This is a genomic window from Parafrankia irregularis, assembly GCF_001536285.1.
Lineage (GTDB): Bacteria > Actinomycetota > Actinomycetes > Frankiales > Frankiaceae > Parafrankia > Parafrankia irregularis.
In genome coordinates, this window is record NZ_FAOZ01000009.1 from 1 (window position 1) to 16603 (window position 16603).

Annotated in this window: 10 protein-coding genes; 6 read left to right on the forward strand and 4 right to left on the reverse strand. The window is 71.9% G+C overall.

Translation table 11 applies throughout. The features are described from left to right. Positions 1–410: enoyl-CoA hydratase/isomerase family protein (locus tag AWX74_RS16425; protein ID WP_242666265.1), on the reverse strand; the 410-nt coding region annotated here is incomplete at its 3' end. Positions 411–766: 356 nt separating this feature from the next. Here AWX74_RS16425 and AWX74_RS16430 point away from each other — a divergent pair. Then, positions 767–2344, forward strand: a complete 1578-nt coding sequence (locus AWX74_RS16430; RefSeq protein ID WP_091277564.1) for a class I adenylate-forming enzyme family protein — start codon at positions 767–769, stop codon at positions 2342–2344. A gap of 41 nt (positions 2345–2385) precedes the next feature. Here the strand turns inward: AWX74_RS16430 and AWX74_RS16435 are convergent, their stop codons facing one another. Beyond that, positions 2386–3081 carry a FadR/GntR family transcriptional regulator gene (locus AWX74_RS16435; RefSeq protein WP_091277566.1) on the reverse strand — a complete coding sequence of 232 codons (696 nt, stop codon included), beginning with the start codon at positions 3079–3081 and terminating at the stop codon, positions 2386–2388. Positions 3082–3479: 398 nt separating this feature from the next. Between AWX74_RS16435 and AWX74_RS16440 the strand changes: the two genes are divergently transcribed. From AWX74_RS16440 to AWX74_RS16450, 3 genes are all read left to right on the forward strand, one after another. Further along, positions 3480–5204 carry a 2-isopropylmalate synthase gene (locus AWX74_RS16440; RefSeq protein ID WP_193209898.1) on the forward strand — a complete coding sequence of 575 codons (1725 nt, stop codon included), beginning with the start codon at positions 3480–3482 and terminating at the stop codon, positions 5202–5204. Between the two features lie 68 nt (positions 5205–5272). Next, positions 5273–5830, forward strand: coding sequence for a hypothetical protein (locus tag AWX74_RS16445; RefSeq protein ID WP_226930814.1), 558 nt, complete (start codon positions 5273–5275; stop codon positions 5828–5830). A gap of 217 nt (positions 5831–6047) precedes the next feature. Continuing rightward, positions 6048–9038, forward strand: a complete 2991-nt coding sequence (locus tag AWX74_RS16450) for an ATP-binding cassette domain-containing protein (protein WP_423212970.1) — start codon at positions 6048–6050, stop codon at positions 9036–9038. A 34-nt stretch (positions 9039–9072) separates the two neighbouring features. On the opposite strand, the gene AWX74_RS16455 is transcribed toward AWX74_RS16450, so the two are convergent. Further along, positions 9073–10875 carry an ABC transporter ATP-binding protein gene (locus AWX74_RS16455; RefSeq protein ID WP_091277570.1) on the reverse strand — a complete coding sequence of 601 codons (1803 nt, stop codon included), beginning with the start codon at positions 10873–10875 and terminating at the stop codon, positions 9073–9075. Then, positions 10872–12695, reverse strand: a complete 1824-nt coding sequence (locus tag AWX74_RS16460; RefSeq protein WP_091277572.1) for an ABC transporter ATP-binding protein — start codon at positions 12693–12695, stop codon at positions 10872–10874. Before AWX74_RS16460 ends, AWX74_RS16455 begins: the two co-directional genes overlap by 4 nt. Before the next feature lie 423 nt (positions 12696–13118). Between AWX74_RS16460 and AWX74_RS16465 the strand changes: the two genes are divergently transcribed. Together AWX74_RS16465 and AWX74_RS16470 are read left to right on the forward strand one after the other, a co-directional pair. Then, positions 13119–14858, forward strand: coding sequence for an ABC transporter ATP-binding protein (locus AWX74_RS16465; RefSeq protein WP_226930815.1), 1740 nt, complete (start codon positions 13119–13121; stop codon positions 14856–14858). After that, on the forward strand, positions 14851–16578 hold the full coding sequence (locus tag AWX74_RS16470; protein WP_091277897.1) for an ABC transporter ATP-binding protein: 1728 nt from the start codon (positions 14851–14853) through the stop codon (positions 16576–16578). Before AWX74_RS16465 ends, AWX74_RS16470 begins: the two co-directional genes overlap by 8 nt. Positions 16579–16603: the final 25 nt, after the last annotated feature.

The following is a 16603-nucleotide window of genomic DNA, read 5'->3' on the forward strand; positions in this document are numbered from 1 at the left end:
AGGCCTTCGACCTGGGCGATGGTGGCTTTGGGGTAGCCGAGGAGTTCGTGGTAGAAGGCGAAGGTGCGGCGGTCGACGGCGAGGCGGCGGCGTTGGCTGGGTCGGCGTCGCCGGGTGGTTTTTCCGTTGCCGGTGGTGCTGCCGTCTCCGTTGCTGTGGGGGGTCTGGTCGGTACCTTCGCCGTACCAGCCGTAGGCGTTGCGCATGTCGGCGCCGGAGGAGAAGTAGCCGCCGGTGCCGCGCAGGAGGACGACCTTGGTGTCGTCGTCGTCTGCCAGTTCGTCGAGGTAGGCGGCGAGCTGGTCGCGCATCGGCGGGTCGTAGGAGTTGCGCCGCTGCGCATTGTTGATCGTGATGCGGGCGATGCCGGACTCCGGCTCCCGCTCCATCAACACACGTCCGTCAGTCAACGACTCGTCCCTCTTCCCGCTACTCCCAGGTCGAGACCATCGTAATGTAAATCTATATATATTTCCAGTGAAGCCCTCGGGTGGCCCTGGGCGGAGGCGGGAGGGAGGCGTCGAGTCGCCCGATCTCCGGTCGGCCGCCGGCGCCACGGTCCTGGCCGGTCGAGATCCGCTGCGGCTGGGGCGATGGCCCGCTGGAAGGCGCTTGTATGCAGGCTGCCGACATCGGCGTGGTCCCAGGTGGTCCGCGGCGGCGCACTGTCGGATGGCACCTGACCTGCTCGACAGCACCCAAAAGTATAGATAGATTCGGTTCCTTCGGGCGAGTTGCTGCTGGCGGAGGGGTCGGGGCCTGACAAATGACGACCACGGCGAGCGCGTCGAACGGGCCTAACCTCGGCATACCAGCAGCGGCCGCGTTCTGGTCCCTGGTCGAACGGGCCGAGGGCCGTTCGCCCGACGCGGTGATCCTCGCGGACGACCATGGTCGGGCACTGACGTCCGCCGGGCTGCGCGAGGAGGCCGAGCGGGTGGCGGCCGGTCTGTACGCGCTCGGGCTGCGGCCGGGTGACGTCGTCTCGTGGCAGCTGCCGACCACCCTCGAGGCAGCGGTGCTGATGGTGGCGTGTGCCCGGCTCGGTCTGGTGCAGAATCCGATCATCCCGGTGTTCCGGCATCGGGAGGTCGGGTACATCACGCGGCAGGTCGGTGCCCGCCTGCTCGTCGTGCCGGAGCGGTGGCGCGGTTTCGGCCACGGGGAGATGGCTCGTTCCCTCGGTGTCGAGGTGGTCTCGCTCGATCTTGAGAGTCCGCCGCGCAGTGGTCTGCGGCTCCCCGCCGCCGACCCCGGCACGCTGCCGGAGCTACCCGGGCTGTCCGGGCTGTCCGTGCTGTCGACCTCTGCCGGGAATTCGGCGCCTCCGGTCGGTGTCGGGGAGTGCAGGTGGATCTACTACTCGTCGGGGACGGTGGCCGATCCCAAGGGTGTGCGGCACACCGACGCCTCGGTGATCGCGTCGTCCAACGGTGTGGTGGACGGGCTGGGTTTCGGCGCCGGTGACGTGTATCCGATCGCCTGGCCGCTGGCCCATATCGGGGGTGTGGCGATGCTGGCGGCGGCGCTGCGCACCGGGGGCCGGCTGGTGTTGTTCGACGTGTTCGACCCGGCGACGACCCCCGGGCGGATGGCCACCCACCGGCCGACCTTCCTCGGCTCCGCCACACCGTTCTTCCTGGCGTACGTGGCGGCCCAGCGCCGGCACGGCGACACGCCGTTGTTCCCCGCGGTGCGGGTCTGCGTCGGTGGTGGGGCGCCGACCCCGGAGACCGTGAGCCGGGAGGTCGCCGAGGTGTTCGGTGTTGCGGGAGTGGTGAACTCCTGGGGGCTGACCGAGCTCCCGGTGGCGACCAGCGAGACACCGTCGGACGCCGGAGCCGGGTCGACCGTGGGCCGGCCGATGACCGGCGTGCGGGTCCGCGTCGTCGACGGTGAGCTGCGGCTGAAGGGGCCGCAGTGCTTCCTCGGCTACGTCGACGCCACGCTGGACGCCGACGCCTTCGACGACGAGGGGTGGCTGCGCACCGGTGATCTCGGCTCGGTCGACGGCGAGGGCCGGGTCCGCGTCGAGGGCCGGCTCAAGGACGTCATCATCCGCAACGCGGAGAACATCTCGGCCTCCGAGATCGAGGAGGTGCTGCTGCGTCACCCGGCGGTCGCGGACGCCGCCGTCGTCGGCGTGCCGGACGAACGTACCGGGGAGCTGGTCTGCGCCGTGGTGGTCGTGCGTCCCGGTACCACGGTCACCCTCGCCGACCTCGGGATCCACTGCCAGGTCGAAGGCCTTGCGCGGTACAAGTGCCCCGAGCGCCTGGAGCTCGTCGACGAGCTGCCGCGTAACCCGATGGGCAAGGTCCTCAAGCGCCAGCTTCGTTTCTGATCGGCCTTCAGCGCTGATCCGTCCTGCGCTGTGATGCGCGTTCAGGCCGTCGGGGCTCGCAGCAGGGCGAGCGTCTGGTCCAGCTCGGCCTGCAGGATCTCGCTGGCACGCTCACCGTCGCCAGTGGCCACGGCCTCGACGAGGGCGGCGTGCGCGGCGTCACCGTGGTTGTGGTCGGTGGCGCGCAGGCCGAGCAGGTCGACCAGATCGATGAGCCCCCGGCGCAGCACCGGCAGGAACTCGGTGAACAGCCCGTCGAGCACCGGATTGTGCGCGGCCGCTACAACGGCGGCGTGCAGGGCGATGTCCGCGTCGACGAACGTCTCGTCGTCACCGCCGGCCGCGGCCCGTCGCCGATCGAGAGCGTCGCGCATGGCGGTGATCTCCACCTCGGTGCGCCGCTGCGCGGCCAGCCGCACGGCCTGCACCTCCAGGAACATCCGGACCTCGTAGACGTCGCCCACCGCGGCGCGGCGCAGCGCGTCCCTCCAGTCCTGCGCCGGTTCGGTGGCGATGACGTACACGCCGGATCCCTGCCGGGCCTGCAGCAGCCCCGCTCCGGCCAGCGCGCGCAGCGCCTCGCGCACGGTGGAGCGACCCACACCCAGCGTCGCCGCGAGCGCGTTCTCCCCGGGCAGGCGGGTTCCCACCGGCCACTCGCCGCTGGTGATCTGGTCACGCAGAAGCTGCGTCGCCTGGTCGACCAGCGACGTCGATCGCAACGCGCCGAGCGCCATGTAAACCTCTCAGGTTGTCTGAGGAGCTGAGATGTGGAGTATGGTACCCCCCCGTGACGCTGGGCGTGTGGCTGCTTCTTACCCGCCGCGGCGGGGCCTGAGGCGACCGGCACCCCGCCGCGGGGCCGCTGTGCCGCCGGTCGACCACGCGCGACCGAGACCCGAAGGGCCGATCACCTCCTATGCCCGATCATTCGAGTAGTCCATCTGTCGCGGCGGCGCCGGCCGCCGTCTCCTCGACACCCACCGCACCCACCGCACCCACCGCACCCTCCACATCCGCCGCCTTCCCTGCCGCCGCTGCCTTTGCCGACGCGGTCAGCTTCCCCACCGTCGTCCGTCCGCGGGGCGCGCTGCCGGCAGGTGCCGCGGCGTGGAACGCGCAACGCCCCAGCTCGATGCCGCACCAGCGGTACCTGCCCATCCACGAGCGGGTCGAGCTGCCGGCAGTCGACCCATCCAGCAGGATCTGGCCGACACGCCGCGTGGACACCGCGCCGCTGTGGGTGTCGGTGGACCTGCGGGACGGGAACCAGGCCCTGCGCGAGCCGATGGACACACCGCGCAAGCGGATGATGTTCGATCTGCTCGTCGCCATGGGTTTCAAGGAGATCGAGGTCGGCTACCCCTCCGCCAGCCAGACGGATTTCGACTTCGTCCGGCACCTGGTCGAGGACGATGCCGTCCCGCCGGATGTGACAACGGTGGTGTTCACCCCGGCACGGCGAGATCTCATCGAGCGGACCTTCGAGGCGATCGCCGGGATGCCGGCGGCCGGTGGCATGCCTCGCGTCGTCGTTCACCTCTATGTCGCCACGGCACCGGTCTGGCGGCAGGTCGTCCTGGGCCACGACCGTGCGGACCTGCTGGCGCTGGCACGCGACGCCGCGGAGCACATGGCGCGACTCGCCGAGTCCCCGCGCTCTCCCGACGTCCGCTTCCAGTTCTCTCCCGAGGTCTTCAACGCGACCGAACCCGACTTCGCGCTGGAGATCTGCAACAGCCTCAGCGAGCTGTGGGACGCCTGCCCGCAGCGACCGGTCATCCACAACCTGCCTGCGACGGTCGAGATCTCCACTCCGAACGTCTACGCCGATCAGATCGAGTACATGGACCGTCACCTGGCGCGGCGGGAGTCGGTGATCCTGTCCGTCCACCCGCACAACGACCGCGGCACCGGGGTCGCGTGTGCGGAGCTGGCGCTGCTCGCCGGCGCGCAGCGGGTCGAGGGCTGCCTGTTCGGCAACGGCGAACGCACCGGCAACGTCGATCTGGTCACCCTCGCGCTCAACCTCTACTCCCAGGGCGTCAACCCGATGATCGACTTCTCGGACATCGACGTCGTTCGGGAGACCGTCGAGCACTGCAACCGGGTGCCGGTCCATCCCCGGCACCCCTACGGGGGCGAGCTGGCCTACACCGCCTTCTCCGGCACCCACCAGGACGCGATCAGCAAGGGGCTGGCACATCACGCCGCCCTCGCCGCCGCGCAGTCAGTGCCCGAGGGCCGAGCCCCGTGGGCCGTTCCGTACCTGCCGATAGACCCGGCGGACGTCGGGCGCAGCTACGAGGCGCTGATCCGGGTGAACAGCCAGTCCGGCAAGGGCGGGATCGCGCATCTGCTGAACCTTCACTACGGCCTGGAGCTCCCCAGGGGCCTGCGGGCCGACTTCTCCCGGGTCGCGCAGGAAGCCGCTGACCGCGACGGCCGCGAGCTCGTGGCCAAGGAGCTCTGGGAGATGTTCCAGGCCCGCTATCTGGCACCGGTGCACCGCGGGCCGATCCTGCTGTCCAGTTGGCGGACCGCCGAGGCCGCACCGGGTGAGCACGAGTTCGTCGCCGAGCTGGCGACGTCCGGGGGCGAGGTGCGGACGCCTCGCCGGGGGATCGGGAACGGACCGTTGGCGGCGCTGACAGCGCTGCTCGCCGGGATCGGCGTCGAGGCGGAGATCGTCGCCTTCAGCGAGCACGCCATGGACCGTGGCGGCACCAGCCTCGCGACGGCCTACATCGAGATCGGCCTCAACGGTACGGAACGCTGGGGGGTCGGCCAGGACACCTCCGCGCTCACCGCATCGGTCAACGCCGTCATCGCCGCGGTCAACGGCCGGCTGGCCGGCTGAACGCCGGCCTGCGGGTCTGATTCGTCCGCGTCGCCCAGCCGGCGGCCGACCGGTGTTAGAACGATGAGATGCGGCCGGATAAGACGAACACCGGTGAACTGCCGACCGAACCGGATGACGGCGTTCCCGCTCCAGACCTGGTCGCGGCGTGGCTGGTACTGGGAATGCTTCCGACGGAGCAGGTTCCAGGCTGGGCGGCGCACTGGATCGCGCGTGGTTATGACGGTGCGGCGCTGGTCGAGCTCGCCGGCCTCGATGGCAGGGATCCGGCCGCGGTCCGTGATCTGATCGAGGCGGCTCTGCGGGAATGCGGCCCGCTGGAGGTTGACGTCGCGGCGGTGGAACGAGACCACCTGCGGGCAGCTGCGCTGATGGCTTTCACCAATGTGGCTGAACTGCTCTTTGCGGGGCGCGCGACCGAGCGATGGGTCGTCGACAGGGTTCATGAGACAGCCGGTGACCACTACTTCGACGAATCAGTGATGAATCTTCCGCTCGGTTCGTTGTTTCACCTTGCGGATGAATGGGATGCTGGCTGGGGGCGGCCGGTGCAGGAGCTTCGGAGCATTGTTCGGCAGGCTTGTCACCGGCAGCTGGAGGTGGCTTCGGTTCCCGGTCGTTCCTGATCCGTGTGGGCTTCGCGGGCTCGGTCCGGCTGGTGGTGCTGTCGGCGTCCATGGCGTCCATGGCGTCCCGGCCGGACGTTCCGGCCGGTGCGATGTCCGGTCATCCCACGAGATCCCGCGTCGAGGGGAGGCGGCGGATTCGCCGTACACCGGCTACTGCAGATGCGGTAGCCGGTGGCACTTTCGGGTTTCTGCGCGGTGGATATCGGCGTTGGCTATGTACGGTGATGCCGTGTCCGGATGGCTGGCGGGGTTCCGAAATGTCGGTCGGGAGGAGTCGCGGCGTCGGACGTATCTAGCCGATATCGCCGTCGCGTGCGTTGCCTTTGGGCTGGGTGTGGTGATCGCCACGCAGGCCCCGGTGGATAGTTCCGGACTGAGTGCGACTTTCCTTGTTACAAGTGCGATTAGTTGTGCAGTTCTGGTGCTGCGCCGGCGCTGGCCGCCGCTGGTTCTCGGATTCGTCGCCGGGTGGTCCTGCCTCGTGAATCTCCTGGCCGGGCCACCGGGCGACGGGCCGTCGTTGCTGGCGGCCTGGGTGGCGTTCTACAGCGCCGGGGCCTACCGGCCGGCGAAGGTCGCGTGGACCGCTGCCGCCGGCGCCGTCATCCTGATCCTGCCGGCGGCGCTGGCCCGGCCGGACGCTGTGGTGCAGTCCGTCGCCGGGGTGCTCCTGTGGAGTGTCGGATCGACCTTCCTGGGGTGCCGGCTGCGGCGTGGGCGAGCGTATGTGGCGAAACTGGAGCAGCGGGCGCTGCGAGCCGAGCGAAACCATGACGAGCGAAACCATGAACAACAGGCCCGGCGCGGGCGTGCGCGACACGACTCCGTGGCTGCCGGCGTGGACACGCGGTGGCCCGCCCCCCGGTGGGCGAGCGACGAGAACACCGTGCCGCTGGGCGTCCAGTGGCGTCGCAGCCAGGGCTCGGCTGTCCCGCAGATGATCCCCGTGGCCAGCGCCTCGGTCGGTGGCAGGCCGACCGCGTCCGGCTGGCGGCACGCTGCCACCTCCGGTCACGGCACCGCGTCGCGCTCGGCCACCGCTGTCACCTCCGGCAACGGCACCGTGTCGCTCTCCGCCACCGCTGCCACCGCCGTGGCCCCGTTCCCCGCCGCCACCGGTGCCGCCACCATCCCGGCCGGCGCCCACCACCGGCTGCACACGTTGCGTCCGGGGCGGCTGCATCTGGGCCGCTCCAGCGACAACGACATCACCGTCGGGGACCTGCTCGCCTCGCGCTACCACGCGGCGCTGGAGGTGCGGGCCGACGGCGTGCGGATCGTCGATCTCGGCTCGGCGAACGGGACCTTCGTCAACGGCCGGAGGGTGACGGCGGCCCCGGTCGGCGAGCGTGACGTGATCGCCATCGGCCACCACCTCTACCAGCTCAAGGGCGACTGCCTCGTCGAGTACATCGACTCCGGCGACGTCGCCTTCGAGGCGCGGGCGCTGTCGGTGCACGCCGGCGCCAAGCAGCTGATGCACAACGTGACCTTCCGGCTGCCGGCCCGGTCGCTGCTCGCCGTGGTCGGGCCCAGCGGCGCGGGCAAGTCGACGCTGCTCAACGCGCTGGCCGGGTTCCGGCCCGCGGACGCCGGCACCGTCCGGTACGCGGGCCGGGACCTTTACGCGGACTACGAGGAGCTACGCCGACGGATCGGGTACGTGCCGCAGGCCGACCCGCTGCACGGCCAGCTCACCGTCCGGCAGGCCCTCGAGTACGGGGCCGAGCTGCGCTTTCCCGCGGACACCACCGCGCACGAGCGGCGCACCCGGGTGGAGGAGGTTCTCGACGAGCTCGGGCTGACCGCGCACGCCGACACCGCGGTGCACCGGCTCTCCGGTGGCCAGCGTAAGCGCACCTCGGTGGCGCTGGAACTGCTCACCTGCCCGTCGCTGCTGTTCCTGGACGAACCGACCTCCGGCCTCGACCCGGCCAACGACCAGTCCGTGATGCAGACACTGCGCGGCCTGGCCAAGGGGGCGGGGGCGAGTACGGACCGGGGCGCGGGCACGGGCCCGTCGGACGAGAACGGCCGCACCGTCATCGTCGTCACCCACAGCGTGCTTTTCCTGGATCTCTGTGACTACGTTCTCGTCCTGGCACCGGGTGGGCACGTGGCCTATTTCGGCCCGGTCGACGGGGCGCTGCACTTCTTCGGCAAGAACGACTTCCGCGAGTTCGCGTCGGTGTTCCGCACGCTGGAGCACACCTCCGGGGCGGGGGCCGCCGCCCGGTTCCGGGCGTCGGAGTACTTCGTGCCGTCGGCCGTGGTCGCTCCGATGGCCCGCAGGCCGCCGGCGGATCTGCCCAGGGTGCGAAAACGGCCGGTCGTCGCCCAGCTTTCCACTCTCACCCGCCGCTACCTGCGGGTGATACGGGCCGACCATTCCTACCTGCGCCTGATCATCGTGTTCCCGTTCCTGCTCGGTTTCATTCCCAGAATGATTCCCGCGCCGGACGGGCTGGGCGCACTTCCGGACGCACCGAACCCCAACGCGCCGAAGGTGTTCGTCGTGCTGATCCTGTGCGGCTGTTTCATGGGTATGGCGAACTCCGTCCGGGAGATCGTCAAGGAACGTGACATCTACCGGCGGGAACGGACCATCGGGCTTTCCCGCGCAGCCTATCTCGGTTCGAAGACGGTGGTGCTGACCGGGATCACCACCGTGCAGTGCGTGGTCTGCACCTTCATCGGCCTGGTGGGCCGGGCACCGGCGGACGCCGTCGCGCTGGGCTCCCCGCTGGCCGAGATCCTCATCGCGATGATCGTCACCGCGAACGCGTCGATGGTGATCGGTCTGCTGGTGTCGACGATCGTCGACACGGCGGACAAGACGATGCCCGTCCTGGTGCTGGTGACGATGGCCCAGCTCATGCTCTCCGGTGGTCTGGTGTCGCTGTCCGGCCGGACCTGGGTGGCGCAGATCTCCTGGATCGCGCCGGCGCGGTGGGGCTATGCGGCGCTTGCGTCCACCGCGGACATCAACGAGGTCTCGAAGCTGGGCTACGAGGGGCTGCGCACCGACCCGGCGGACCCGTTGTGGGAGCACAACCAGCACATCTGGACCTTCGACATCGGCTTCGGCGTCATCCTGGCCTGCGCCACCCTCGCCCTGACCGCGGCCATGCTGCGCCGCGTCGATCCCAGGCTGACCCGCCCGACGCGCAGCGGCCCCGGCGTGGCGACGTCCGCCACCCGCTGACGGCCGAGGGCCGTACCGGGGATGCCGGCGGAGGTCAGCCCCGATCTCCGGCGGTGCCGGTCCGGGCGCCGGTTGTCAGCCGCCATCCGCGGGCACGTTCGCGTTCGCGCCAGAAGGCGGCGTACCGGCCATCCTGTGCGACGAGCTCCGGGTGCGTCCCGCACTCGACGATCCGGCCGCCGTCCAGGACGGCGATCTGGTCGGCACGGATGATCGTGTCGAGCCGGTGCGCGATGACCAGGACGGTGCGGTCGGTGGCGAGCTCGGCGATGGCGTCGTGGACGGCCGCCTCGTTCTCCGTGTCGAGGGATGCCGTGGCCTCGTCGAGCAGGACGATGGGCGCGTCCTTGCACAGGGCGCGGGCGATGGCCACGCGCTGGCGCTCGCCGCCCGACAGCAGCCTCCCGCCCTCACCGACATGGCTGGCCCAGCCGTTCGGGAGCCGGGCGACGATCGAGTCGACCTGGGCGCGTCGCGCCGCGTCGCGGACCTGTTCCTCGGTCGCACCGGGGTTGCCGAACCGGATGTTCTCCTCGATGGTGGTGTCGAGCAGGTAGACGTCCTGGAACACCAGCGCGATGTGCCCGAACAGCTCACGGCCGGTGACGTCGCGGACGTCCACGCCGCCCACGCGCACCGACCCGGAGCCGACGTCGTGGAAACGGGCGATCAGCTTCGTGACCGTCGTCTTCCCGCCGCCGGAGGCGCCGACGAGCGCGGTGGTCCGCCCGGCCGGGACGGTGAGGTTCAGCCCGGTCAGGACCTCGGGCCCGTCGGGATAGGAGAAGTGGACGTCGGTCAGCTCGATCCCGGCGTGGCCGATCTGCTTGCCGTCCGCGGGCTCGGGGAGCGGTTCGACCGCCAGGAGCTCGGCGATCCGCCGGGCGGAGGCAGCGCAGCTCTGCAGGATGCCGCCGAGGCCGACCAGCGCGTCGAGTGGGCGCAGCAGACTGATGCCGAGCACGACCAGGGCGATCATCCGGCCCGGTTCGAGGCCGTCCTGCGTGGTGAGCGCGAGCCCGACGAGGAACAGGGCGGTGAGTGCCAGCTGGAGGCCGATCTCCCCGATGTACTCGCCGGGCAGCGAGCGGACGATCTTGCGCCGGGAGGCGCGGTGCTGGTCGGCCAGGGCGTCGTCCAGCGCGGCGCGACCGGCGGCGGTCTGGCCGGTGGCCCGCAGCGTCGGCTGGGCCCCCGCGAACTCGACGAGCCGGCTGCCGGCCTCGGTGGTGGCGGCGTTCTCGGCCGCTTCGGAGCGTTCGGTGAGCCGGCGGCTGACCGAGAGCGCGACCAGCACGAGCGGGACGGCGATCAGCGCGGCGAGTCCGATCCGCCAGTCGAAGCCGAGCAGGAACACGGCGATCGTCGTGGGGGTCGCGACCACACTGATCAGGGCCTGCGCGAGGAACACGGTGGAGGAGACCCTGGCCACGTCACCGATGACCAGCTGCGGGACCTCGCCCCCCCGAGTCCCGTCGAACCAGCCCAGCGGCAGCGTCACCAGCTTGCCGCCGAGCCGGTTGTAGAGGTCTCGGCGCCAGACCGAGGACAGCCGCAGCGCCCGCGATCCCAGGTAGTAGTGCGCGAACCACCCGGCGACCGCCGCGGCGGTGAGGGGGAGCAGCCACCATGCCGCCGTGGTGGTGTCGCCGTCGAACAGGGCGGTCAGCAGTGGGAACAGCACGCCGAAGGCCACTCCCTCGCTGACGGCATAGCCGGCCACCGACGCGAGGTACCACCCCAGCGGCCGGTGCTGGCCGGCTGGGACGAGGCCGCGCAGGCTGCCCGCGACGCTGGCCGTACCCGCTGGACCCGCCGTGTTCGTCGAGGATGTCAAGCTCGTCCTTCCCGATCGCTCTGCTGCGCCCGCCAGAGCTGGGCGTAGCGCCCACCCGCGGCGAGCAGGTCGTCGTGCCGGCCGCGCTCGACGATCCGTCCGTCGTCGAGGACGAGGATCTGGTCGGCCGCGGTGACCGTGTACAGGCGGTGCGCGATCACGAGCAGCGTCCGGCCCGCGGCCAGCTCGGCCAGCGCGTCCTGGATGGCGGCCTCGGAGTCGGGGTCGGCGAACGCGGTGGCCTCGTCGAGGAGCACGATCGGCGTGCCGGCCAGCAGCGTGCGGGCGATCGCGATCCGCTGTGCCTCACCGCCGGACAGGTGCGCGTCCTCGCCGACGACCGAGTCGTAGCCCCGCGGCAGGGCGAGGACGCGGTCGTCGACGGCGGCCGCGCGGGCGGCGGCGCGGACCGCCTCGTCGGACGCGTCCGGGACCGCGAGGGCGATGTTGTCCCGGATCGTCCGGCGCAGCAGCACGACGTCCTGCAGCAGGAATCCGATGTGGCGGTAGAGCTCGTCGCGGTCGATGTCGCGCAGGTCGGCGCCACCGAGGCGGATCGTGCCGGCGGTGACGTCGGCGAACCGGGCCATCAGCATCGCCAGCGTCGACTTGCCCGCCCCGGAGGAGCCGACCAGCGCGGTCACGGTGCCTGGCCGCAGCGTCGCGCTCACCCCGTGCAGGACCTCGCGACCGTCCGGGTAGGCGAAGTGGACGTCGTCGAGCTCGACGGTCGGCGGGATGCCCACGGTGCGGGCCCGGATGGGGTCGACCTCCGGCTGCCGGGGCTCGCGCAGCAGGCCACTGATCCGCCCGGCCGCGTCCTGAGCGCGTTCCCGCAGGTCCTGGGCCAGGTAGATCGGGGTGATCTGCTCGAACAGGCCGACGCCGAGGAGGATGAAGGCCACCAGATCCACCGGGTCGGTCCAGCCGGCGGCGACCAGGCCGGTCCCGACGGCCGTGACCACGAACACCACCGTCGCCGGTGCCACCGTGGCCCGCGCGACGCCGCGCGGGCGCAGGAAGATGCGCTGGGCCTGCTCGTCGGCGTCGGCGTGCTCGGCCGCGGCCGCCGTGAACCGGCGGGAGCTCTGGTCGGCGGCGAAGGCCTTGACGACGCTGATGCCGCGCACCGTCTCCAGAACGGCCGCGGTCAGCTCGCTGTTGGCTGCCGCGATGCGGTTCACCTGGTCGGTCGCGCGCACCGCGAGCCGTGAGCGGATGGTCTGGGCCACCGCGATGAGCGCAACCGTGACCAGCGCGAGCGTCCAGTCGACCCAGAGCAGGTAGATGATCACGACGGTCGGGCCGGCCACCGCCGAGGCCAGGTCGGCGCGGGCGTGGGCGACAGCGTGGTGCAACGAGCCCACGTCGTCCTGCACCGTCGAGCGCACCCGAGCCGACACCCCGCCCGCGAACCAGCTCAGCGGCAGGGCGCTGACGTGCTCGGTCATCCGGCGGCGCAGCAGGTACGCGAGGTCGGCGTCGGCGAGATGGCTGAGCAGGCTCGCCGACGCGTACAGCACGAACCGGGCGAGGAGCAGGCCGGCCGCGAGCCAGGCGAGCGACCACACCGACCGGCCCTCGTCGTTCAGCAGCCGCCGCGCGATCTCCACCAGCACGACCGCCGGGGCGATCGACAGCACCGCGGCCAGTGCCTGCAGCACGGCCGCGACGCCGATCCGGCCGCGGACCGCACGACGCAGCTCAGCCAGCTCGGCCGCTGTCTGGTCGGCCGCGGTCCGGTCGGCGGCGGCGTCGTCGGTGTCGGCGTCGGCCGTGTCCGCGTCCGCGTCGTGAGGCGGTGCCGTGACTTTCACCACGCCCGAATCCTCCGGTTCCCCGTGTGCCGTGCCTTTCCCGACGGCAGAGAGGCAGAGGACGGCATATGTTCCGATGGTCTGGTAAAGGAAGGCTTACCTATTTTTCGGATGGAGTTCCGGGGTGTCAAGTGTGCGGCTGTCGGCTCGACTGGTCGCGGTGGGTGGCCGGGCTCTGAGATCCTGTGTCACGGTCCCCAGGTCGGGTGTCGCCCGGTGCCGGCCAGCCGTGCGGGTTGACCATCGTCCTTAGGTTAGCTATACCTAACAGGCGAGAAATCCACTGTCCCGCGATCTCCGATCACGCGGGGGCCGCGAGTACTCACGGCCGCCCGGACGAACGGCTTCGGTTCCGGCGGAGCGCCCGAAGCGCGGGAACGGAAGCGGTCGGACGGCGTGGGCACATCCGATCAGGGCGGTGCTGGGTTGGGCGCTGGGCTGCACGGCTCGACAGGACTGCTCCGTGGGCAGCTCCTGGCCCGGCGGCGTGATCTCGCCCTCGGGGGTCTGGCGACCGTCGCCCAGCAGGCCGCCATGCTGGCGCTTCCCTGGTGTATCCAACGCGCGCTCGACCGAGGCGTCACCGCGCACTCGGTGCAGGGCACGGCCACCTGGGCGATTCCGACGGCGCTGTTCGCCGTCGTCTTCATGATCGGTGGGGCCGGAGGGCTGTGGTGGTCGGGCCGGGCCGCGAACGGCGTCGCCCACGCGCTGCGCGCCGCGCTGGTCGAGCGGGTGGCCGCCTTCGACCGCCCCGCCCTCGCCCGCTTCGGGCACGGCGACCTGGCGACCAGAGTCACCCGGGATGTCGATCTCGTCCGGCAGTGGGTGCAGAGCCTCACGATCTGGGTCCGGATCGTGGTGACCATCGTGGTGGTGCTGCCCGCCTTCGCCCTGCTCGACTGGCGGCTGCTGGTGGTGGGAGTCGCCACGATCCCGCTGGTCGTGCTCGTCAACGGCTACTTCCCCGGCCGGTTCGGCGCGGCGAACGAGAGCCTGTCGGCGGCCTTCGCCGCCCGCGCCGACGCGGTGGACGATCTGCTGTCGGCCAGTGCCGCGGTCCGCGGCCTCGGCGGTGAGACGGCACTCGTCCGCCGTCACGACGACCGCAGCGCGGTCCTCACCGACCGGACGATGACCGCCGCGCGGATCTCGGCGTCCTGGGCCGCCGTCCCACCGGCCGTGCCCAGGCTGGCGATCGCGGCCGGGCTGGCCATCGGCGGTACGGCCGCCCTGCGCGGCGACCTCACCATCGGTGGCCTGGTCGCCTTCACCTCCTGGATGACGACGCTGGCGCTGGCGGTCACGGTCGCGGTCGAGCTGCTCGCCGCTCGCGGCCAGGCCCGCGTCGCCGCGGGGCGCATCGCCGGGGTTCTCGCCACCCCGGTGACCGACGACGACTCGGCCGATGCGGAGGTTCCACCACCGGGCGCCGCGCTGCGCGCCACCGCCCTCACCGCCCGGCGCGCTGGAAGGCAGGTGCTCGGCCCGGTCGACCTGGCCGTCGGCCCGGGCGAGCTCGTCGTGGTGACCGGCCCGACCGGCAGCGGCAAGACGACGCTCGCCCGCCTGCTGTGCCGGGTGGAGGACCCGGCGTGCGGCTCGGTCAGCCTGGGTGGCGTCGACCTGCGGCGGGTGTCCCGCCTCGAGCTCGCCCACCGGATCGGCCTGGTGCCCCAACGGCCCCTGATTCTGGCGGGCACGGTCGCGGACAACATCCGGGTCGGCCGCGAGGTCGATCTCGACGAGTTGCGCGCGGCCTGCGTGGTGGCCGCGATCGACGACTTCGTGATGAGCCTGCCCGACGGCTACGACACCGAGCTGGGGGAGCGCGGGGCGACCGTCTCCGGCGGGCAGGGGCAGCGGCTCGCGTTGGCGCGTGGGCTGGTCGGACGTCCGGACGTGCTCGTGCTCGACGATGCCACCGCGGCGGTCGACGCCGCGACCGAGGCCACGATTCTGCGCCGGCTGCGCGAGTGGTCGCCGCGGACCGCGCTCGTCGTGATCTCCCATCGCCCGGCTGTCCTGGCCGCCGCCGACCGGGTCGTCCGGCTGGCCCCTGCCCCTGCGCCGGCGCCGGCACGGTCCGTGCCGGCCGCCGAGCACGTGCCCGCCGGCTCGCGTGGCGGTGCGGGCACCGTCGGTGTGCGGGGCGGCGATGGCTGAGGTCCGGGTACTGGCCGACGACCCGCCCCTCGCAGGCACCTTCCGGCGCTTCTGGCCGTACCTGCGCCCGCACCGGGCGATCCTGGCCGCCGCGCTGCTGGCGAGTGTGGCCAGCACGGCGGCGGTGGTGGGCATCGCGCCCGCCATCGGGTGGGGAGTCGACGCCGTGTCCGCGGGCGACCGGGGCCGGCTGTGGCAGGCGGTCGTCCTGATGGTCGGGCTCGCCCTGGCCAGGATGCTCCTGCTGCGCTGGTCGGAGCTGCTGCTGTCCGCGGCCGGGGAGCGGACCATCCGCGGCCTGCGGGATCTCGTCGTGGCACGCCTCGCCCGGGCACCTCTGCGCTTCATCGAGGCCCACCGGACCGGTGACCTGCTGCGCCGGTCGACCGGCGAGATCGCCGACCTCACGCTCTTCCTGCGCGACCAGCTGCCCAACCTGCTCGGCGTCAGCCTCACGATCGCTTTGACCACGGTGTTGCTGCTGGTCTACTCATGGCTGCTCACGTTGCTGCTCGTCGTGCTGTTCCTGCCCCTGGCGATCGCGATCGTGGCCTGGTTCAACCGGGGCGCGTCGCAGGCGTACGGCCGCCAGGCCGCGGCCGACGCGGCGATGACGGCGGCCTTCACCGAGACGCTCAGCGCGCATGAGGCCCTGGTCGCCCCCGGACGACCCCAGGAGTGGATTCGCCGGTTCCGGGAGGACAACGACAGGCTCCAGCAGGTGGCGGACCGCACGCTCGTCGTGCAGAACCGGCTGGAGCTGTTCGGCATGATCGAGGGGCTGGCCACCGCCGCGCTGCTGCTGCTCAGCGTCTGGCTGGTGCGCGCGGGGCATCTCGGCGTCGGCACGGTCGTCGTCTTCGTGGTCGCGACCCGCAACCTGTTCGAAGGCGTGCTGACGTTGTCGGGACTGGCCGGCCAGGCCCAGCTGGCCCGGGTGGGCCTGGCTCGCCTGACGGACCTGCTCGACGCACTGCCGCCGGTGCCGGGCTCGGCGCCGGTCCCGGGGACAGGCCTGGCGGCCGTGCCGAGCGCCCGCGGGGGCGGCGGGGGCGGCGGCCTGCCGGCGCATGGCGACCTGGTCGCCGACGACCTCGGCTTCGGCTACGTCGACGGCGCGGAGGTGCTGCGCGACGTCTCGGTCACCTTCCCGACCGGCGACCGGGCCGGCCTCGTCGGCGTCACCGGGTCCGGGAAGACGACCCTGGCGAAGCTGCTCGCCGGGCTCTACGAGCCGGACGTCGGGGCGGTGCGCTACGGGGGCGTCGATCTGCGGGCCGTCCCGGCGCGGGAGGTTCGGGCCCGCATCGTCCTCGTTCCGCAGCAGGTGCACATCATCACCGGCACGCTGGCGGAGAACCTGGCGCTGGTGCCGGGCGCGCCGGGCCGGCCGGCGATGGAGCGGGCCGTCGACATCCTCGGCCTCGGCGACTGGGCGGCGCGGCTGGGTGGTCTCGACGCCGATCTCGGCACCCGGGGCGAACGGCTCTCCGCCGGCGAGCGCCAGATCGTCGGGTTGTTGCGGGCGGCGCTCATCGATCCACCGGTACTGCTGCTCGACGAGGCGACGGCCGACCTCGACCCGGATGCCGCGCTCCAACTGGAAACGGCGGTCGAGCGGCTGCGACCCGGCCGGACGCTGGTCGTCATCGCGCATCGGCCGAGCACCATCGAACGCCTGCCGCGAATCGTCCGACTTGATGCCGGACGCCTGGTCTGAGCGCACCGCAGGGCCCGACCAGCTG